The sequence below is a fragment of the Flavobacterium sp. Root935 genome, assembly GCF_001429295.1.
Lineage (GTDB): Bacteria > Bacteroidota > Bacteroidia > Flavobacteriales > Flavobacteriaceae > Flavobacterium.
The window spans coordinates 597,656-618,060 of the sequence record NZ_LMJL01000012.1; the positions used below are offsets into that span (position 1 = coordinate 597,656).

Consider the following 20,405-nt stretch of genomic DNA (forward strand, 5'->3'; position numbering starts at 1 on the left):
TGATTATTTATTTTAAAAAAAAGCAAAACTTCTAACGTTTCACATTTATCATTTTTACATCTAACTTTTTAAGACAAAAGCAAAGCTGCAAATTTTGACACTTGCAGCTTTACAAACCAACCAATTTTTAGAAATAAAAAACTTATTTAAGTGAGAAATTCACTTTAGATTTTATGTCTGTTGATGAAGCTCCAATGATTGCCTCAAAATCACCAGGTTCAGCCACCCAGTCATGTTTTTTATCGTCGAAGAAACTTAAAGCTGTTTTATCAATTGTAAAAGTTACTGTTTTTTCTTCACCTGCTTTCAGCAATACTTTTTCAAAGCCTTTTAACTCTTTTATCGGACGCGGTAAGGAAGATTTCAGGTCTGTAATGTACAATTGTACTACTTCTGCTCCTTCTCTGCTTCCCGTGTTTTTCACGTTAACAGAGAATGTAATTTTGTCTCCTGCATTAACTTGCTTTTTGTCAGCTGTCACTTTTCCGTAAGCAAAAGTTGTGTAGCTTAAACCGTGGCCAAAAGAGAATAAAGGTTTAATTTTATTCTTATCAACCCAGCGGTATCCAACAAAAATACCTTCATTATATTTTACCTCATCACCGCCAGGAAATTCTCCTAAAGCGTGCGCTCCATTGTCAGCTAATTTTACAGGAAAAGTGAAAGAAAGTTTTCCAGACGGATTTACATCTCCAACCAAAACATTTGCTAAGGCATTTCCAGCCTCAGTTCCTAAAAACCATCCTTGAACAACTCCTGGAACTTCTTTAATCCAAGGCATTGCGACAGCATTTCCAGAGATATTTACGAAAACAATATTTTTATTGACTTTAGCTAATTCGCTGATCAATTTATCTTGACCATAAGACAATTCTAAATGTTTACGATCGTGTCCTTCATCATCTTGATTTTCACTTTTATTTAAACCTCCAATAAAAAGAACAATATCAGCATCCTTAGCTACTTTTAAAGCCTCTGCTGTTAGCTCTGCCTGCGGGCGTTTTTCTTCTAAACTAACTTTAGCTACAACACCGTTATAATTACTTGTAGGATCACCAACATAACCTCTTGCGTAAACAATTTCAGCTTGGTTGCCAATTCTTTTCTTTAATCCTTCAAGAGGAGTAATTTCATATCTTGCTTTAAGTGAAGAACTTCCTCCACCAACGGTCATCATTTTGATGGCATTTTCTCCAATTACAGCAATCTTTTTTGTTTTAGAAAGATTAATTGGCAGAATGTTATTTGTGTTTTGCAATAATACAATTCCTTCCTCAGCGATTTTACGTCCCGCTAAAGCATGTTCTTCTGTTCCAAAAGATCCAAAAGGACGATTTCTATCCATTGTAGTCAAGAAAGACAAACGAAGAATACGACGTACTTTTTCGTCTAATTCTTTAGTTCCAATTTCACCTTTTCTGATCATTTCAGAATATGGTTTTGCTAGATAATAATTGTCATAAGCATTACTAGTTCCCCAAGAAAGTCCGTTTGTCCAAGAACCAAATTCCATGTCTAAACCATTATGAATTGCTTGTTTGGTATCATGAACTCCTCCCCAGTCTGAAACTACAACTCCTTTGAAGCCCCATTCTCCGCGAAGAATATCATTTAATAGATATTCATTGTGGCAGCACTGTTGTCCTTTGTATTTATTATAAGATCCCATAATTGCCCATGCATCACCATCTTGAACTGCCGCTTTAAAAGCTGGAAGATAGATTTCATATAATGCACGATCGTCTACAACTACGTTTACAGAATTACGATTTGTTTCTTGATTATTTAAAGCGAAATGTTTTACACAAGCGGCAACTCCGTTCGATTGAACTCCTTTTATGTAAGGAACAACCATTTTAGAAGCTAAAAACGGATCTTCTCCCATATATTCGAAGTTACGACCGTTTAATGGGCTTCTGTAGATATTTACACCTGGGCCTAATAAAACATTTTTGTTACGGAAACGTGCTTCTTCTCCAATTGATTTTCCATATAAAGAAGCCAATTCTTTGTTCCATGTCGATGAAAGTGCTGTAAGAGCTGGGAAAGCAATACAAGAATCGTTTGTCCATCCGGCCTGATCCCATTCGTCCCATTTTACTTCTGTACGAATTCCGTGTGGTCCGTCAGTCATCCAGTTTTCTGGAATTCCAAGTCTTTTTACACCTGGAGAACTAAATTTAGACTGCGCATGAATCATGGCAATTTTCTCTTCAGTTGTCATTCTTTTAAGTGCATCTTCTACACGCTCATTAATTGGCTTTTTATCATCAAGATAAACTGGCACTTTGTTTTGGGCATTTACACCCAAAGAACTAAGTAAAAGTAAAACAACAATTGTTTTAACGTTTTTAAACATAACAGTATTTATTAAAGCATTAGTTTATAATATAAAAGTAACTTCATATAAAAGTACTTTATTTATCATATGGTAAAACTAAAACGTTATCGTACATGTTACATTTTTGGATACAAAAAAGTAGTAAATTAAAAAATTAAAATATTGATTTTCAGTATATTAATAAAAAATACACATCAAAAAAAGTAGTAGATTTAAAATAAATATCTATACTTTCAATGATATTGAACCAATTTTCATGACCATTTCTTCGAAATCATTTCGCGAAACTGCCGCTTTATTTCGAGCTCGGGTTCTGTAGTTGTAAATTGTACTTAAAGAGTAACGAAGAAATGCTGCAATTTTTACACTATCGGTGATTCCGAGTCTTATAAGTGCAAAAATTCGAAGTTCTGTATTTAATAATTCGTTTTGTTTGAGAACAATCTGCTCTTCTGGAATTAATAATGCATTAAAATCTTTTACAAATGTTGGATATAGGTTTAGGAAAATAATATCGAAATTCTTGTACAATTCTTCTAACTCATTATCAACCAAAGTAGTTGACTTTAAAATTTTATAAATTTCATCAAACTGTTTCGCAGTTGCTTTTTTGTTTAAAATAATGCGATAATTTTCCAGTTTATTGATGTAAGTCGAACAAAGATTAAAGAAATGTGCAATATATTCTTCTTTAACTAAATTAGATTCAGACAATTGCAGATTACTTTCCTGAAGCTGACTGTTTGTTTCTGTAATATCTTTATTTAGTTCTGCTAATTTTTGGCTGGTTTCGTAAAGTTCTGTTCGAATTCTCGAAACTTTTTTCATTTGTTTGTAAACGTAAATAATGGCAACCAGCAGAAATAACGAAAGCAGACTTATACAAAGCAGATAGATTTGTAATTCGCTTTTTCGCTGTGCCTCACGCTCTAAATAAACAGTATTGATGATTGAATAAACTTCTGACATTAAGAGTGTTCTAAATTGAACATTACAATAAAGCGCATCTTCAATGGCAGATTGCGTCAATTTGTACGCCATATCAACATCACCAATTTCATAAAAAACCAATGCTAATTCCTGCAGTGAAGCATTGTCTTTATTGGCGTTTTTAATATCCGAGGTAGCAGAAAGCGCATAGTATTTTTTTCTTTCTTCTAATTGATGAGTTGCTTCTGAAATTTTACCCAGCAAATAGGTAATCATGGCATATTTCGGATCTTCTTCTTTTATTTTATTCAATAAAGTAAGTAGTTCCTTTTTTGGCTTTTCGAATTTTTTATGAATAAAGATATCTTGCTGAATTCTATTTATTTGATAATCAAGAGTATTAGAATTTAAAATACTTAATAGCGAATCTCGATATTTTCCTATTTGTTTTCTGTATTCTCGATTATCACTATTCGCTGCATAATGTTCAAAAAACTCCCGATACGAAATATAGTAATTTGGAAGCAATGAAACTGCCAGAGTCTTTTTGTTTATACTTTTTAGAAGAGCTTCAGACTCGCGGTATTTTCCTGATGAAGAATAAAGCGTTACCAATTGCAGCTGTGCTAAATTAAAAAGTTCTTTGTTTTGCAATTGTTCTGCTATTCTAAGATTCTTTTTAACGTATCGAATAGCCGAATCTGAGTTTAATTTTTGGTATTCAAGATATAAGGTTTTGTTGTAATTATATTCTTGTTCCGGCGTAAGATTATCCGATTTTATTTTCTTAAAATTCAGAATTCTTTCTTCTTTAAGTTTTACATACTGCTGCTTATTTTTTATCGCATTATTTAATTCTTTTAAAATAACATCGGTACTTTCCAATGCAAAAACCGGAAAGTTTACCATAAGAATTAAGAGAAATAAAAAATAATTTTTCAAGCTGACTTTATATAAAGGGAATTACAAATATAGAAAAGCAAAAATATATAATGCGAATTATTTACTAGGGTAAAAAATGTACAATATGAGGGGTGTTTTAGATTTGCTATAAAAAATAAAATAACATTTAGCTTTATCTATAAATAAATTGATTTCATTTAGATAACTAAAAAGCTTTGTCTGAATTTAAATCATGACAAAGCTTTTTTTATTTTATACTGCAATCGGCGCAGCTAAACAGCTTTCAGGAATATCAAATGCATTTACTAAAGCTACTGCATCTGGACGAATATCCCAGCAAAGCTGATTAACCATTTTACGTACTGCTTTGGTTTTTACCGCTTCCATATAACCGTCTTCTAAATACCAAGCTTTATTTTTTTCAATCTGCGAAAGTGCATACAATTGATTCAATCTCGTTAAAATTGTTTTAGATTCCTCATCTTCAATTTCTTTTATTGCAAGTTGAAATTGTTCTAAAACTACTCTTTCTAAATAGGCTTGAGCAACATCTATCATTTGATGCTGTACGACATTAAAAGCATCATACGCTTCTAATCCGCCATCAACCAATTTTTTAATACGTCTCGCTGCCGAAGCTAGAATTGTTTTTTCTCGGTGAACAAAAGCTTGTAAATGAAACTCGCTGTCTAATAAATGTTCGTCGTCTGTTTTTCTTGTTGCAATTGGATTCTTTTCTGTAATTGCAGTTTTAGCATTTTCATACACATAATTAATAATGCCTAAAGAACCCATTTCTCCAAACGATTTTCTGAATTCAGACAAACGATTTTTGGCCACCAATTGCATTAAAACTGTATTATCACCTTCAAAAGTCGTATAGATTTCGGTATCATTTTTAAGTGCATCAATTCGATTTTCAGACAAATAGCCTTTTCCTCCGCACGCTTCACGACATTCCTGCAAAATATCTCTCGTACTCCAAGTAGAATACGATTTCATTCCGGCTGCTAAAGCTTCAATTTCTTGCATTTCGGCTTCTGTTCTCTTTAAAAATCTGTTTGTTAGATATTGAAGCGCAAAATGAACGGCGTATGTTTTGGCTAAATGCGGCAACAATCTGCGTTGATGCATTCTATAATTTAAAATTGGAACTTCAGATCCGCCTTCTGGTCCAAATTGTCTTCTTTGGTCGCTGTAGCGAATGGCAATTGTTAATCCAGATTTAGCTGCCGCCAACGCCGAACGCGGAATTCCGATCCTTCCTCCAACTAAAGTTCCTAACATGGTAAAAAATCTTCTGTTATCACTCGGAATCGGGCTTTCAAATTCCCCATTTTCATTTACCGAGGCAAAACGATCGAGCATATTTTCTTTCGGAATCACAACTTGATCAAAACTAATGGTACCGTTATCAACTCCGTTTAATCCCATTTTATGACCGCAGTCGCCAATCGTAACACCTTCTACAACATTTCCATTAGGATCACGTAACGGAACTACAAATGCGTTGACACCATAATCATGATCGTCAATAATTAATTTTGCAAAAACAGTTGCCATTTGGCCATGAACTGCTGCATTGCCAATGTATTCTTTTTGGGCATGTTTATTTGGTGTATGAATGGTAAAAGTCTGATCGTTATGATTGTAAGTTGCCGTCGTTTCCAATCCTTTTACATTTGATCCGTGATGTGTTTCGGTCATGGCAAAACATCCTGGAAGTTTTAGCGAGCCAATATCTTTTAAATATTTAGCGTAATGTTTTTCTGTTCCTAAAGATTGAACACTCATTCCCCACAATCCAAACTGAACGCCAAATTTTATTACCAAACTTAAATCGTGGTAACTCAGCGTTTCCATAATCGCAAAATAATCGGCTATGTTTTCTCCTCCTCCATATTGTTTTGGATAAGCCATATTTCCAAGATTTTCATCGGCTAGAATTTTGCACCATTTGTAAACAGTCTCCCTAAAAACATTGATATCGGTAGAAGTTTCATAAGCAAATTCAGGTCTGGAAATGACCGATTTTACTTTTTCAATTATTGCTGCTTCTTTTCCGTTTAAAATTTTGGTAATTTTCTGGATATCGAAAGAGGCATTGGTATGTGAATTTACCGTGTAAGAACCTGCTTTTGTTTTAAAATTTTGAAGCGCTTCTTCTCCTAAAATTCCTAAATCATTTTCTAATTTTTTGAAATCTGATTCTATTGGTGTTAAATCCAAATCATTTCCTGAAAGTGCTTTTGCAATATCAAAAATCGATTTGATAGAAGATTTATCTTGAATACTTTTTTCAATATCCAATTTCCATTGTGTGAGTTCATTTCGCGAAGGCGGATTTGAAATATCTACTTTAGAACGCAAATATTCTTTTTCTTCTTCAGATAAAGCATTCAGGGAATTTATAAACTCTTTTAATGTTCCAAATTCTTTTTGTGTCAATAAATCATCTGACCACACTAAATAAAATAACGGAGTAAAGGCTTGAAGTTTGGTATTTTTCATATAAAATAATATTCGGTTTTATTTTTTTCTTTGCCACGAATTACACAAATTTCCTCTAATTTCTTTTCCTAATTAATAGCGAATTAAAAAATAATTACAATTCGTGAAAATTTGTGTAATTCGTGGCAACTCTTTTTTTTTACACTTTATCGCATAAAAAAAACAGGAATGAAAAATAATCATTCCTGTTTAAACATCCTGTTAAGATTCTGGTAATTTTCGATTTTAAACCAATAAAAAATATGAAAACTACTACTGAGAACCTTTGGATATTGCGGTTCTTTTTTGCTTGGCTGCAAAAATATGATGTGAATTGAAAACTACAACTGCGGCAAAAATAATTCCGTATGCAGCAATCTGTATGAATCCGAATTTTTCCTTATATAAAAACATTGCTAATAAAAAAGCAATCATTGGGTTAATATTTAAAAGCATTCCGACTGTCGATGAATTTATTCCCGAAAGGGCATATAAATTAAGAAACAATGGAAAAATGGTAAACAAAATGGCAATGGTTTCGATACAGAAATAAAATTTAAATTCTGTTGGAACTGTTCCACTGTAAAATGGATAAAAAGGCAATAAACATAAGGCTGCTACTGTGATGTGAAACGTTAGAATTATAAATTTATCAAAGCCCTTATTAACACGCTGACTTACTAAATATGAAGCATATGTAAACCCGATTATAATACTAAAAAGCATATCCATAATATTTGCATAAGACAACAGAATACATCCTGAAATGCTTAATCCAACCGCAATCCATTGTGTTTTATTTAGTTTTTCACGCAAAATAAAATAAGCCAGCAGCGTGGTTAAAATAGGACAAACCAAATAAGCCAAAGATGTCGCTTTTACACTAACATGGTTCATGACATAAATAAATGTAAACCAGTTCGCCATTAGAAAAACGCTTCCGCCAATATTTAATAGAATTGTTTTACGTTTCTCAAAAGCCGGCATTGATTTAAAAGTTTGTACAGCTTCTTTCATTCTTTTTCTCTTGAAAGAAAATGCAATAAGAAGCATTAAAATACTACAGCTAAAAACACGATAGAATAAAATATCTAAAGAAGGATAGTCATGTATTGGTCTCAAAACCAAACTGAAAAATCCCCAGATTACAAAACATGTAATAGCAGCGATGTAGTATTTTGTTGTTTTCACGAGATGTTGTTTATTGTTTAGTTTTCTATTTAAGCAAATTTCTAAAAAATAAAACAGCAATACAGATACAGTTTTTGTAAATTGCACCATAACAGTTTTATTTTTTTATGAAAAATTCTAATTACTTATATCTTCAATTTGCTGACCGTATCGAAAAACAAATTAAGTCTGGTGTCTTGAGCGTTGGCGATAAACTGCCTTCTATTCGAGAAGTTTGCGCAGAAACGGGTTACAGCATGAGCACTGTAAGTAAGGCTTATTATGAAGCCGAAAGCCGTTCTTTGATTGAATCTCGACCGCAGTCGGGATACTATGTGAGTAATATTTCAGCAAGAACGATTCCAGAACCATCGCCCAGCAGTCCGATTTTAAAATGTGCCAATATTGACCGCGAAGATTTAATCGATCAGGTTTACGGCAATATGACAGATCCAAATATTACGATGCTTTCTTTGGGATTTCCGTCAAACGAACTTCTTCCTATTGCTAAATTAAATAAGGGAATGGTTCAGGCGATGCGTCAACTTCCAAACAGCGGAACGAGTTATGAGCAAGTAAAAGGTAATCTTAATTTAAGAAGAGAAATTGCCCGATGGTCTTTTACATGGGGAGGATCGCTAACAGAAGAAGATATTATTACAATGCCTGGCTGTACAAGTGCTATATCACATTGTTTGATGACGTTAACACAGCCCGGCGATACCATAATTACAGAAAGTCCCGCTTATTTTGGCATCTTGCAATTAGCCAAATCTTTAGGATTATATATCATGGAACTGCCTACAAACATGACAACTGGAATAGAATTAGAAGCACTCAAAAAATCGCTTTCTTCTAAAAAAGTAAAACTATGTTTACTGATGAGTAATTTTAGTAACCCTTCTGGAAGTATGATGCCTGCAGAACATAAAATAGAAGTGGTAAAATTGATGGAATTCTACAACATTCCATTGATTGAAGATGATATTCACGGCGATTTGTACTTTGGTTCGAGCCGACCAACAAATTGCAAAACTTATGATGAAAGCGGAATTGTACTTTGCTGCAGCTCTGTTTCAAAAACATTAGCTCCCGGTTATCGCGTGGGATGGGTTTCGCCTGGGAAATTCAAAAAACAAATCTTAAGAAACAAAATTTATCATTCGCTCTCCTCGCCTACTATTACACACGAAGTGGTGGGGGATTTTTTAAAAAACGGACGTTATGAAAATCATCTTCGAAAAATACGCCAAATATTAAATCATAATTGCAACAATTATATTAATACAGTTTTGGAATCCTTTCCAAAAGGAACGAAAGTAAGTCAGCCTCAAGGTGGATTTTTTCTGTGGATTGAATTGGATAAAAAAATTGATACTGCTGCTTTTTATCATTTAGCGATGAAACACAATATTAGTATCGCTCCAGGTAGGATTTTTTCTTTTCAAGATCAATTTTCAAATTGTATGCGATTGAGTTTTGGTCTGCCGTGGTCAAATGAGTTAAGAACTGCTATTCAAACGCTTGGGAGACTGGCTCAAACACAATTGTAGAGCAAGTTTTTGTCATTTTTAGCAACTAGAAATTCTATATAGATATTCTCTAATCTTTATGGATTTGCGAGTGTGATTTTCGTTCATCGAAATGACGAACTACACCTATAAAAAATAAAAAAACTGGACAGCGCAACTACACACTGTCCAGCCAACAATTAAAAGAAGACCAAAATTAAAAAGTTATAAGACGAAATAAGCGCCTTTTTCGACTTTCTTAGGTTCGTTGTTCAATTCAAATTCATTTAGAATATCAAATTCACTTTGATACTCATTAAGCATTTGCTTGATATTTTTTTCAATAGTATTTGCAATCGTCGTTACAGGAGTATCTGTAGGTCGGTTTTCGAATGGATCCTGTAAATGAATCGCCATTCTTTCGATCAAAAAGAAAGCTCCGCCAATAGCTGTAATTAACGGAATTGCAAACCAGCTTAAAACACTTGTTAATCCGAAAGGCAGTAACAAAATAAACAAACACAATGTAAGCCTGATGTACATACTGTATGTTGTTGGAAATATGGTGTTTTTAATTCTCTCACATTTTCCCATTTCATCACATAATCTTGACAATGTATTGTCGATTTCAACCTGTTGATACATATTGATTTTCTTCTCGTTCTTAGCATTTCTAAGATCGCGGGCGTGCAGCATTAAAATAGCATTTGGAACGTTTTGATGATTCTTAATGTATTTTATTTCTTCTTCACTCATCAAACCTTCAAGTGGTTTTACGGCATCTTTATTTCTAAGCGACTGCCCTAAACTATAACACCATGCAATTTGTCTTTTAGCAAAATTCTCTTTGAATTCGCTGGCTTCAACAGAAAAATCAGGATCTTTATAAAACGTCAAAACCTGACGAATTAATGTTCTGGAATCGTTTACAACTGCGCCCCAAACAATTCTGGCTTCCCACCATCTGTCATAAGCCTGATTGGACTTAAAGGCTAATAATAAGGAAATAATGGTTCCAATCATGGTTGGAATCGCAATTGGAATATCTACGGGAAGGGTAACAAAATAGTGGTGAAATATTTCAAATAGTATGGTATAAGCCAATACTAGAACGATTTCTACTTTAATTTTCCCGAGAACGTACTTCATTGGTATTCTTTTCTTTAATAACATATTTTCGGTTTTAAATTAAATATTTATAGCTTTTTAGTACTTAGTACTTAGTGATTAGTCATTAGTTGTTACTTAAATAGTTTACACTAATATTTCATCAATAATTACATTGCAAAATCGAGTAATTATAAGGATTCCGTTAATATTAGTAACTGAGTACTAAAAACTAACAACTAAGGACTACAAACTAAGAACTAAAGTCTTAAACAATCTCTTCGTACAATGAAAGAACTGGAAGTCCCAGCTTCTCATTGATGTTTTCTTTTTTTACTTTTTTGAATTTGATTTTTTCGCCTTTTCGAGTTTCTACAAGCATGTCGATATTATGCTTTGAAATGGCTTCTGATAAAAATGGTGCAACATTCTCGTAATTGTCTTCAAAATTGGCAGTTTGACTTACTATTTCGAAAGAGAAATTTTCACTTAAATACTGCTGTACATCTTTTACATGTATGCTTTTGCTTGAATTTTCTACATAAAGAGCTTTGCTGAAGACTTCTTTATTAATTTCTGTGCTTAAATGCAGAATTGGACATTTTTGATTTCCAGCCAGCTGAACCAAATATTGATGAATTCTTTTGGTTTCTTGTTTATAAGAATGTGTGAGAATGACCAATTTTACAGAAAAAGCTTCGATAAGACGCTTGAAAATTGGAGCCGAAAGTCCGTATTGGTTGTGAACTTTCAGTTTTGTATTTGGAGAATGGTCGATAATATATCTGCAGGTTTCCAACACCTCTTCCTGGCTTCTGGTTAATCCTGATCTCATTTCGCGTAAAAAACTTGAAGTCGAAAATGTGTCTGGTGATTCTGAAACTAATACTAAAATAATTTCTGATTCAGTATCTTTTGACTGATTCACCGCAGATTTAACAGCCGAGATTGTGTCATCTTTTAAAGTCGTAGGTATAAGAAAATTTTTCATAAGTATAATTGTTTAGTTTTATACCTACAAAATAACTATCCGCTAATTATACCTTTATTAATTTAAAATTAGAATTTTCTAAGATTAAACATTAGAATTTTTAATCTTCAGTTTTTTAAAGATAATTGTAACGATTGTACCTTTATTCTGTTCAGACTGTACTTGCAATTCTCCGTCGTGCATACGAATGATTTTAGAAGCCAGCGGCAATCCTAAACCGTAACCAATATATTTTGCAGCAATTTTACCTCTAAAGAAAGGTTCATACAAATGTGGAATATCTTCTGGCGGAATTCCTATACCGATATCATTAATCGTAATCTTAATCATTTCTTCGTTTGCCGAAAGATTTACGAATACTTCATTGTTATCAGAATATTTAACACCATTGGTAATAATATTGTTGATTGCCAATTCTAACAAAGGTTTGTTGCACGGGAGCAATAATAAATTAGAATCTTCTGGAGCAAAGTTAAGCTTAATGCTCACTCGGTTTCCTGGAAATATTTTATCCAAATCCGATTTTACATCCATTAGCAATTCGTCAATTCTGGCAATGTCAGATACTTGTTTTTGACCGTCATAACCTGTTTGAGTCAATTTTAAGAGACTTTCCGTTAAGTTTCCTAATCTAGATGCCTGGCTATAAATATTTTCTAAAGACTGTACATATTCTTGAACATCTCGCTCTTTGAGCAGCATAATTTCTGCTTCGGCAATAATAGTTGTTATTGGTGTTTTTAATTCATGAGAAGCATTATTGATAAAATTAGCCTGGATTTCAAAAGAGGTTTCCAGCCTGTCCAGCATATTATTAAAAGTATTGGTCAGATCGGATATTTCATCAGAGTTTTTAACTTCAGGAAGACGATTATGAAGATTCGACGCACTAATTCTTTTTACTTCTTTGGTAATTCGCGCTACTGGATTAATGACACGTTTGGCTAGAAAACGTCCTAAAAGAAAGGCAAGAATCACAAAACCAATTCCGCCAAAAAGCATAATTTTGACAATATAAATAGTCGTATCTTTTCCTTTACGATCTCTAGCACCTACAATTACAATATATTTTTGTCCGTTTTCTTCAAAAATCTGACCTAAATAATATTTATTGTCTTTTTCGTAAGAGTCTTTTCCTGTGCTTAAAATATTGGTATAAAAAGTGTTCGGAAGATTTAAATTGGTATTATAATCAAAACTATTATGACTGTTGATTTTTAATACATATTCTTCTTCTTCGATTAATTCTTCCAGACCATTTTTTTGAAGATTCTTATAATATTTTATTTTCTCCGGATCTTTTTGAAAATGTATTGAAGCTACAATTTTTGACCTGTCATCTAAACGTTTTAAAAAGTGATAACGATTGTTTTCTCTAAACAAGAAAAAAACAATGATACACAATAGTGATGTACTAAAGGTAGAAAGGGCAACGTAGTTAAAAGTAATTTTTTTTCTAATGTCCATTTTACGATTTTATAACATAACCCAATCCTTTCATGGTATGAATAAGTTTGGTATCAAAAGGCTTATCAATTTTTCTTCTTAAATAGGTTATATATACATCAACAACGTTCGTATTCATGTCAAAATTAATATCCCAGACATTATCTAAAATCTGATCGCGCGAAACAATTCGACCCGTATTTTTTGCCAGATAATACAATAGTTTGAACTCTTTTGCAGTTAAAACAATGTTTTCTCCACCTCTCTTTACCGATTTAGCGCGTCCGTTGATCTCAAGATCACCAATTATAATAGTATCAATTTTCTCTGTTTCTTGATGCGATCTTCTATAAAGTGCATTTACACGAGCATCTAATTCTCCAAATTTAAAAGGCTTTACCAAATAATCATCTGCGCCGGCGTTAAGACCAGTCACGATGTTTTCTGAAGTTCCTAAAGCTGTTAAAAGTAAAATAGGTACAAAATTCTTGCTGGCACGAAGTCTTCTGCAAATTTCAATTCCGTTAATATCTGGCAGCATTACATCTAAAACTACAACATCAAAAGTATAATTATGAATCATCTCCAGAGCAGTTTTACCGTCTAGAGCCACACTTACTTCATTATTATTTTCGGCAAATCCTTTACGCAGAATAGATAATAGATTTGGTTCGTCTTCGACTATTAGTAATTTCATCTTGAGAAGTTTGTATATACAACAAAAATAAGAATTGAATTTAACAAAAACGGCACATATTTACAAATTATGATTTAATTATGAAGAATAAAAAAAGCAGACCTAATAGTCTGCTTTTTGATATTTATCTTGCATTTAATGCCTTATAATTACTAATTTTTGAAATTAAAACTAACAACCGCTCCAAGTCCAAACTGATAAGTAGAAATATAATCTTCAAATCCTACTGGACCTACCCAATAGGACCAATAATAACTTTCACCAACTGCTGCCGACATGGATTGTAAATAAGCATTAATATTTACAGAAACAGATGATGCAGTTTTGATTTTTACCCCGCCCTTGACATCCCAGGCAAAATAAGTGCCACTTCCGCCTTGGGGTGATTCTACGATACCAACTCCAGCACCAGCACCCAAATAAGGCAGAAGATTTGAACCTGTATCAAAATAATGGGTGAAATCTGCTAAAATAAAATTAAATGCTCCTTTATCGTTCGTATTTATTTGAGCTCCAGAAGGATTATATAATGGTATTTTAACATCTGATCTTAAGTACTTTAATTCCACTGAGTTATTGGTTGAAAAGAAATACTCAAACCCTGCTCCGTATTGAAAACCATCTTCTATTGTTGCAGAATAGCCGTCGTACTCCAGCTTATCTGAAAAATTATAACCGCCATACAAATTTAGCGAAAAAGACCTTGCATCCTGAGCCTGCATTCCTATCGCCGACAGAAATACAACTAATAATAAACTGTACTGTTTCATAATTTTTGATTTTGATTGTTAATTGGATAATCAAATTTAGCTTTTTTCTTTCAAAAAAAGAATATTTTTAGAAAGAAAAAACTTAAATATTAAAGCTCAAATAATTGAATATTAAAACCTTAACAACCTAAAAAGTCTCTCCCGCATTTAAATAAAAAGCTTTCGAATTATTACCCCACGCATAATCTAAAATCAAATTTGTCTTTGTCGCTTTATCAATTAAAAGCCTCAAACCAATCCCAGCAGCCGGCTGAATCGATTTAAAAAGCTCCAAATTAGTATCTGAATTACTGGCAGTAACAAAATTGGTAAAAACAGTGCCGCTTAATAATTGATTGCAGGTTATTGGAAATCTAAATTCTGTAGATAAATAAACCAAACCATTTCCTCTAAAAAGCCCTTGCGTATAGCCCTCCCCGCTCCTGCTTCGCTGATCCCAGCCAATTGCAGGCAAATTTAAATATGGAACTTTTCCTCGGGTTACAAACTGACCATAAGTCCAAATGGCTAAAATATAATTTGGATTTTTATGCGAAACAGGTATAAAATGCTTATACTCTGCAAACAATACACTACTATATTCCTGATTATTAAACAAAACAGGATTAAATCTATAATTGATATTTGCAAACCAGCCTCGCGAAGCATTTACCTGATTATCACGAGAATCGTGAACCAAATTCAAACTTACTCCGTTTAGGAAATACTCTAAATTATCAAATCCGTATTTCTGACTGTAATTATAATGATAGGTGAATACGCCATTTTCAACATCCAATTTTTTATCGTTAATACTGGAATACCAGTCAATATTAATTCCTCCGCCTACATAATAATTTTCTTTTACTTCAAATGAAACGGTTTGGTGAAATTTCAAATAATTATAATCCATATCCTGTGCAATAGAATCAATACTAAAGCTTGGACTCCTATCGCGTCTTGGCGGAATAATATCTGTTCCAAGTCCATAATTGGGCTGAGAAAACAAGTACAAACGATAATCGCCGCTCAAAAAGATTTTATTATTTTTTAGCAGGATATTGTTTTTGATATTAACCAGCCACTGATCTTTTAATGTATATGTAACCCCAACATTAGCAATGGAATATTTATCTTTCTCTTCTTTTCCTTTGAAAGTATACTGCGCTACAGCACCAAAAAAAAATCCAGTTGCTGGCTGTGAACCAATAGCTGGAATTACTAAAAAGAAATTATTTTTGGTGGGTTTAACGACTAAAGCATCGTCTTGTTTTTTAAAAATATCAAAAATAGTTTTGGGCGGACAGAGCTCTGGATTCGTTATTTCTTCTTGGCAATATAAATTAGATGAAATAAAAAACAATAATCCTAAGATTTTATACTTGTACTGAAAGGCATTATTTTTTAAAAAATTCACCATTTAAGAAAAGTTTATTTTAATAAAAACCAGTAACCTATAGTAAATATAGTATTTATTTTCAACATTTTACACAAAACAAATCTTTAGATTTTTCAGATTTATATAATAAAAAATCTTATTCTATTATTTTTTTGGCTTTTAGAAACATAATTGAAAATCAGCACAGAGTAATTTTGTAAAATATTTACAAAACAAGTATTGATCTCATTTTGAGAACATTAAAAAACAAAAAAAGCATACATAAAATGAAAAATAATTTTGAATTTACCCTGACAGATTTTCCAAATGACAAATTTGAATATGAAAATAATATATTTTCAGGAAAAGCAACTTTAAAACAAAATGGTGTTCTGGTAGAACAAAGCAAAGAAAAAGGAAAACCATTTTTAATAAAAAGAGCTAATGATGAAATAGTTAAAGCTTTTCCTAAAGCCAATATTCCTGATATTTCTGCACAATGCTTAAATATAAATGGTCAAAAATACCGCATGGCAGCGAAATTAAAATGGTACGAATATATTATCGGCGGACTCCCTATTCTTGTTGTACTTAGCGGCGGAGCAATTGGCGGATTTATTGGCGGGGTTGCGACCGTTATGAATTATACTTTTTTTAGAAGTGATGATACTGCCGTAAAAAAATACTTAAAAGTTTTTGGAGTTAATATATTATGTCTCATTGCATTTATTTTTATGGCTGGTTTATTTTATAAAATAATCAACTAAGAATAATCACTGAATAAATTAAAAAAGCCGTCAATTAGTAATTGACGGCTTTTTAATGTTATAATAAATATTATTTCGTAATAAACTTTGGATGAATTAAATTTTCTAAAGAATAAATTTCATCCCATTTTTCCTGAGTAATCAGCTTTCTTTCCAAAACTGCAATTTGATGTACGCTTTTGTTTGTTTTTAAAGCTTCACCCGCAATACTTGCACTTTCTTCGTAACCAATAATTGGATTTAACTGCGTTACAATTCCGATGCTGTTCATCACCATGTTATAGCAATGGTCTACGTTTGCTGTAATTCCGTTAATACATTTATCAATTAAAGTCTGAATCGCATTTGAAAGATAATCTAAAGACGTAAACATCGCAAAAGCAATAACAGGTTCCATGACATTTAGCTGTAATTGTCCTGCTTCTGCCGCCATTGTAACCGTTAAATCTTGTCCAATCACATAGAAACAAGTCTGGTTTACCACTTCTGGAATTACTGGATTTACTTTCCCAGGCATAATTGATGAACCTGGCTGGCGCGCTGGCAAATTGATTTCATTAAAACCAGTTCTTGGTCCAGAACTCAACAATCGTAAATCGTTACAGATTTTAGAAATCTTAACCGCAGAACGCTTTAATGTTCCCATAATCTGAACGTAAGCGCCTGTATCTACCGTTGCTTCAATCAAATCTGGTGAAAGCGTTAAAGGAATTCCAACTTCTTCAGCTAAATATTTTACGCAAATTTCAGGATATCCTTCTGGAGCGTTAACTTTTGTTCCAATCGCCGTTGCTCCCATATTGATTTCTAATAATAAATCCTGAGCATTTTTTAAGCGTTGAATATCTTCTCCAATTGTTGTGGCATAAGCTTTAAACTCTTGTCCTAAAGTCATTGGCACCGCATCTTGCAGCTGCGTTCTTCCCATTTTTAAAACTTCTTTGAATTCTTCTCCTTTTTTCGCAAAAGCAACTTCAAGACCTGCAAAAGTTTTAATAAAACTTTCCATTTTCAAATACAAAGCAATTCTAAATGCCGAAGGATACGCATCGTTTGTAGACTGTGAACAGTTTACATGATTGTTTGGATGAAGAAAATTGTATTCTCCTTTTTTATGACCAAGATATTCCAAGCCGATATTCGCAATAACTTCGTTTGCATTCATGTTTACAGAAGTTCCTGCGCCGCCCTGAATTAAATCGCTGACAAATTCCTGATCAAATTTACCAGCAATAACCTGATCGCTTCCGTAGCAGATTGCTTCAGCAATTTTAGGATCAATTGCGCCACAGTCTTTATTGGCAAGAGCTGCAGCTTTTTTCACATAACCTAAAGCTTTGATAAATAAAGGTTCTTTTGAAATCGGAATTCCTGTAATATTGAAATTCTCTACAGCTCTAAAAGTCTGGATTCCGTAGTATAAATGATTCGGAATTTCTAATTCCCCTAAAAAATCATGTTCCTTTCTTGTTGGTTCCATATAATAAATAATATGTTTTGACTAAAAAAAATAAGCGTAAAGCTACATCAAATTATGGATAAAAATATGAATGAAATCAAAATCATTTACAATTAACGAAGAATATTTTGTGGTAAATTATTACCTTTTCAGCCTCAAATAATTATCACAATACAGTTGAAAAAAGAAAGCGAATATTTTCTTGATAAAGAATACAATACGATTATTTACGACAAAGACGATCTTAATTTTAAAGATTTTGAATGCTGCGTTTTTAATAATTGTAATTTTTCTGCCTGTACTTTTCTTGCTGTAACCTTTATTGACTGCGTTTTCAATGATTGTATTTTTAATGAAGCAAAAATTAATTATGTTGCCTTTAGAACAGCCACGTTTAACCGCTGTGAGATTAAAGATGTGAATTTTGCAATGTGTGACAAACTGATTTTTGAAATTGCATTTAATAACTGCATTTTGGATTTCTCTAAATTTTATACCTTAAAACTAAAAGGAACAGTATTTACGAATTGTAGTTTGATAGCAGTTGACTTTATGGCAGTAGATTTAACAAGTGTAATTTTTGACAACTGCGATTTGTACCGCGCTGAATTTACAAAAGCCATAGCCAACAAAGCCGATTTTAAAACGAGTTATAATTATACTATTGATCCTTCTAAAACTAAATTAAAGAAAGCTGTTTTTTCTTTGAATGAAGTTAAAGGATTATTGTTTAAGCATGATGTGATTGTGAGTTGAATGAGCCAAATACGTACAGTTTGTCATTCCGATCCCGAGGCTTCGGGAGAGAAATCACACTCGACAAAGATTGGCGATTTACTTTACGGAAATACTTGTGTGATTTCTCTCCCGAAGCCTCGGGATCGAAATGACAAGATTGAGAAAAAACTACTTTTAAATATTTTTCCCCATCACATAATCTTCCATTAAATACCCATTCCCAATTTCTATATCAACCGTTTCTTTGATTTCGAAACCAAGTTTTTTGTAGAAATTCAACGCCGTATTAAATCGGTTTACATTTAATAAAAGCTCATTCGAATTATTTTCTAAAGCCATTTTTCCAATTTCTTCAAAAACAATTTTACCATAACCTTTTCCTTGCGTCTCTGGCAAAAGATAGATTTTATGAATTTTGGTAATTGCCTCGTTTTTATAATTATGCTCAATTCCAATGAATCCAATTATGGATTCTGAATCTGAAATTAAATAAAACAACTGTTCTTTATTCTTGATTTGTTTCGATAACGCTTGATCAGAATAAATCAAATCCAGCATATAATCTAACTGTTCTTTTGTTAGAATTTCACCATAAGTTATCGGCCATGTAATGTTTGCAATCTCTTGAATTTTAGTAATATCTTCAATTGATGCTTCGGTAATTGTAATCATATTTTATTTTGTAAAAACTTGATTTTCCTGTTCGCTTACGCGGATGAAAGTCGTTCGTTTAGTCAATTCTTTTAACCTTGAAGCTCCTACATAAGTACAGGTACTTCTTATTCCTCCTAGTATATCTAAAACAGTATGAATCACATCTCCTTTAAACGGAACCTGAACTGTTTTTCCTTCACTTGCTCTATATTCTGCTACACCACCAGCATGTTTGTCCATTGCGGTTTTAGAACTCATTCCGTAAAATTGTTTAAATTTTTCACCTTTTACTTCGATCAGTTCTCCGCCACTTTCAGAATGTCCTGCAAGCATTCCGCCTAACATTACAAAGTCAGCGCCAGCGCCAAAAGCCTTGGCAACATCACCGGGAGTTGTACATCCGCCATCACTTATAATATGTCCGCCCAAACCATGAGCAGCATCGGCGCATTCGATAATTGCCGATAATTGCGGATAGCCAACACCCGTTTTGACACGAGTTGTACATACAGAACCAGGCCCAATTCCGACTTTTACGATATCAGCACCAGCTAATAGAAGTTCCTCGGTCATTTCTCCTGTCACAACATTTCCTGCAATAATGATTTTATCCGGATATTGTTTACGGGTTTTCTTTAAAAACTGAACAAAATGCTCCGAATAACCGTTTGCAACATCGATGCAAATGAATTTCAACAACGGATTTGCGGTAATTATCTTTCCAATCTTTTCAAAATCTTCTTTCCCTGTTCCTGTACTTACAGCAATATAATCGTAGAAATCTGGAGTGACGTCTTTCAAGAAACTATTCCATTGTTCTAAAGTATAGTGTTTATGAATTGCAGTAAAGAGCTTTTCTCCCGCTAAGACTTTCGCTATTTCAAAAGTTCCTACGGTATCCATATTGGCAGCCATAATCGGAATTCCTGTCCAAGATGCTGTGCTGTGCAAAAACTTGAAATTTTGCTCTAAAGAAACTTCAGAACGGCTTTTTAGCGTTGATCTTTTAGGTCTAAACATTACATCTTTAAAACCTAGTTTTAAATCCATTTCTATTCTCATGTTTCAAGATTT

General features: G+C 32.9%; 16 protein-coding genes. 3 read left to right on the plus strand and 13 right to left on the minus strand.

Translation table 11 applies throughout. From position 1 onward, the window contains the following. Positions 1-142: 142 nt before the first annotated feature. From ASE40_RS17345 to ASE40_RS17360, 4 genes are all read right to left on the minus strand, one after another. Positions 143-2,359 carry a glycoside hydrolase family 3 C-terminal domain-containing protein gene (locus ASE40_RS17345; RefSeq protein WP_057118387.1) on the minus strand — a complete coding sequence of 739 codons (2,217 nt, stop codon included), beginning with the start codon at positions 2,357-2,359 and terminating at the stop codon, positions 143-145. Between the two features lie 207 nt (positions 2,360-2,566). After that, entirely contained in the window at positions 2,567-4,180 is a 1,614-nt protein-coding gene (locus ASE40_RS17350) for a DUF6377 domain-containing protein (RefSeq protein WP_057118388.1), read from the minus strand. Positions 4,181-4,426: 246 nt separating this feature from the next. Then, complete coding sequence (locus tag ASE40_RS17355; RefSeq protein ID WP_057118389.1) at positions 4,427-6,685, minus strand: acyl-CoA dehydrogenase; 2,259 nt, start codon at positions 6,683-6,685, stop codon at positions 4,427-4,429. A gap of 252 nt (positions 6,686-6,937) precedes the next feature. Beyond that, positions 6,938-7,855 (minus strand): EamA family transporter, encoded by a 918-nt coding sequence (locus ASE40_RS17360; protein ID WP_057119831.1) that lies wholly within the window; start codon positions 7,853-7,855, stop codon positions 6,938-6,940. Between the two features lie 107 nt (positions 7,856-7,962). Here ASE40_RS17360 and ASE40_RS17365 point away from each other — a divergent pair, with 107 nt between their 5' ends. Then, positions 7,963-9,387 (plus strand): PLP-dependent aminotransferase family protein, encoded by a 1,425-nt coding sequence (locus tag ASE40_RS17365; RefSeq protein ID WP_057118390.1) that lies wholly within the window; start codon positions 7,963-7,965, stop codon positions 9,385-9,387. Between the two features lie 183 nt (positions 9,388-9,570). On the opposite strand, the gene ASE40_RS17370 is transcribed toward ASE40_RS17365, so the two are convergent. The 6 genes from ASE40_RS17370 to ASE40_RS17395 form a co-directional block, all read right to left on the minus strand. Next, on the minus strand, positions 9,571-10,518 hold the full coding sequence (locus ASE40_RS17370) for a bestrophin family protein (protein ID WP_057118391.1): 948 nt from the start codon (positions 10,516-10,518) through the stop codon (positions 9,571-9,573). 202 nt (positions 10,519-10,720) lie between these two features. Next, positions 10,721-11,443, minus strand: a complete 723-nt coding sequence (locus tag ASE40_RS17375) for a hypothetical protein (protein ID WP_057118392.1) — start codon at positions 11,441-11,443, stop codon at positions 10,721-10,723. An 84-nt stretch (positions 11,444-11,527) separates the two neighbouring features. After that, positions 11,528-12,910, minus strand: a complete 1,383-nt coding sequence (locus tag ASE40_RS17380; RefSeq protein WP_057118393.1) for a sensor histidine kinase — start codon at positions 12,908-12,910, stop codon at positions 11,528-11,530. 1 nt (position 12,911) lies between these two features. Then, a complete protein-coding gene (locus tag ASE40_RS17385; protein WP_057118394.1) occupies positions 12,912-13,586 on the minus strand; it encodes a response regulator transcription factor in 675 nt (224 codons plus the stop codon). 152 nt (positions 13,587-13,738) lie between these two features. After that, on the minus strand, positions 13,739-14,356 hold the full coding sequence (locus ASE40_RS17390) for an outer membrane beta-barrel protein (protein WP_057118395.1): 618 nt from the start codon (positions 14,354-14,356) through the stop codon (positions 13,739-13,741). Between the two features lie 127 nt (positions 14,357-14,483). Beyond that, positions 14,484-15,755 carry a BamA/TamA family outer membrane protein gene (locus ASE40_RS17395; RefSeq protein ID WP_057118396.1) on the minus strand — a complete coding sequence of 424 codons (1,272 nt, stop codon included), beginning with the start codon at positions 15,753-15,755 and terminating at the stop codon, positions 14,484-14,486. 245 nt (positions 15,756-16,000) lie between these two features. Here ASE40_RS17395 and ASE40_RS17400 point away from each other — a divergent pair, with 245 nt between their 5' ends. Next, positions 16,001-16,480, plus strand: coding sequence for a hypothetical protein (locus tag ASE40_RS17400; RefSeq protein WP_057118397.1), 480 nt, complete (start codon positions 16,001-16,003; stop codon positions 16,478-16,480). 70 nt (positions 16,481-16,550) lie between these two features. On the opposite strand, the gene aspA is transcribed toward ASE40_RS17400, so the two are convergent. Beyond that, a complete protein-coding gene (gene aspA, locus ASE40_RS17405; RefSeq protein ID WP_057118398.1) occupies positions 16,551-17,960 on the minus strand; it encodes an aspartate ammonia-lyase in 1,410 nt (469 codons plus the stop codon). Positions 17,961-18,116: 156 nt separating this feature from the next. On the opposite strand from aspA, the gene ASE40_RS17410 reads away from it, so the two are divergent. Beyond that, positions 18,117-18,695 (plus strand): pentapeptide repeat-containing protein, encoded by a 579-nt coding sequence (locus tag ASE40_RS17410; RefSeq protein WP_057118399.1) that lies wholly within the window; start codon positions 18,117-18,119, stop codon positions 18,693-18,695. 156 nt (positions 18,696-18,851) lie between these two features. On the opposite strand, the gene ASE40_RS17415 is transcribed toward ASE40_RS17410, so the two are convergent. Further along, on the minus strand, positions 18,852-19,349 hold the full coding sequence (locus tag ASE40_RS17415; RefSeq protein ID WP_057118400.1) for a GNAT family N-acetyltransferase: 498 nt from the start codon (positions 19,347-19,349) through the stop codon (positions 18,852-18,854). Positions 19,350-19,352: 3 nt separating this feature from the next. Next, positions 19,353-20,393 (minus strand): GMP reductase, encoded by a 1,041-nt coding sequence (locus ASE40_RS17420; protein ID WP_057118401.1) that lies wholly within the window; start codon positions 20,391-20,393, stop codon positions 19,353-19,355. Positions 20,394-20,405: the final 12 nt, after the last annotated feature.

Excerpts from the sequence above, each read along its gene's own strand:
- ASE40_RS17345 (WP_057118387.1), bottom strand. The coding sequence starts at position 2,359 with ATGTTTAAAAACGTTAAAACAATTGTTGTTTTACTTTTACTTAGTTCT.
- ASE40_RS17350 (WP_057118388.1), bottom strand. The coding sequence starts at position 4,180 with ATGGTAAACTTTCCGGTTTTTGCATTGGAAAGTACCGATGTTATTTTA.
- ASE40_RS17355 (WP_057118389.1), bottom strand. The coding sequence starts at position 6,685 with ATGAAAAATACCAAACTTCAAGCCTTTACTCCGTTATTTTATTTAGTG.
- ASE40_RS17365 (WP_057118390.1), top strand. The coding sequence starts at position 7,963 with ATGAAAAATTCTAATTACTTATATCTTCAATTTGCTGACCGTATCGAA.
- ASE40_RS17370 (WP_057118391.1), bottom strand. The coding sequence starts at position 10,518 with ATGTTATTAAAGAAAAGAATACCAATGAAGTACGTTCTCGGGAAAATT.
- ASE40_RS17375 (WP_057118392.1), bottom strand. The coding sequence starts at position 11,443 with ATGAAAAATTTTCTTATACCTACGACTTTAAAAGATGACACAATCTCG.
- ASE40_RS17380 (WP_057118393.1), bottom strand. The coding sequence starts at position 12,910 with ATGGACATTAGAAAAAAAATTACTTTTAACTACGTTGCCCTTTCTACC.
- ASE40_RS17385 (WP_057118394.1), bottom strand. The coding sequence starts at position 13,586 with ATGAAATTACTAATAGTCGAAGACGAACCAAATCTATTATCTATTCTG.
- ASE40_RS17390 (WP_057118395.1), bottom strand. The coding sequence starts at position 14,356 with ATGAAACAGTACAGTTTATTATTAGTTGTATTTCTGTCGGCGATAGGA.
- ASE40_RS17395 (WP_057118396.1), bottom strand. The coding sequence starts at position 15,755 with ATGGTGAATTTTTTAAAAAATAATGCCTTTCAGTACAAGTATAAAATC.
- ASE40_RS17400 (WP_057118397.1), top strand. The coding sequence starts at position 16,001 with ATGAAAAATAATTTTGAATTTACCCTGACAGATTTTCCAAATGACAAA.
- aspA (WP_057118398.1), bottom strand. The coding sequence starts at position 17,960 with ATGGAACCAACAAGAAAGGAACATGATTTTTTAGGGGAATTAGAAATT.
- ASE40_RS17415 (WP_057118400.1), bottom strand. The coding sequence starts at position 19,349 with ATGATTACAATTACCGAAGCATCAATTGAAGATATTACTAAAATTCAA.
- ASE40_RS17420 (WP_057118401.1), bottom strand. The coding sequence starts at position 20,393 with ATGAGAATAGAAATGGATTTAAAACTAGGTTTTAAAGATGTAATGTTT.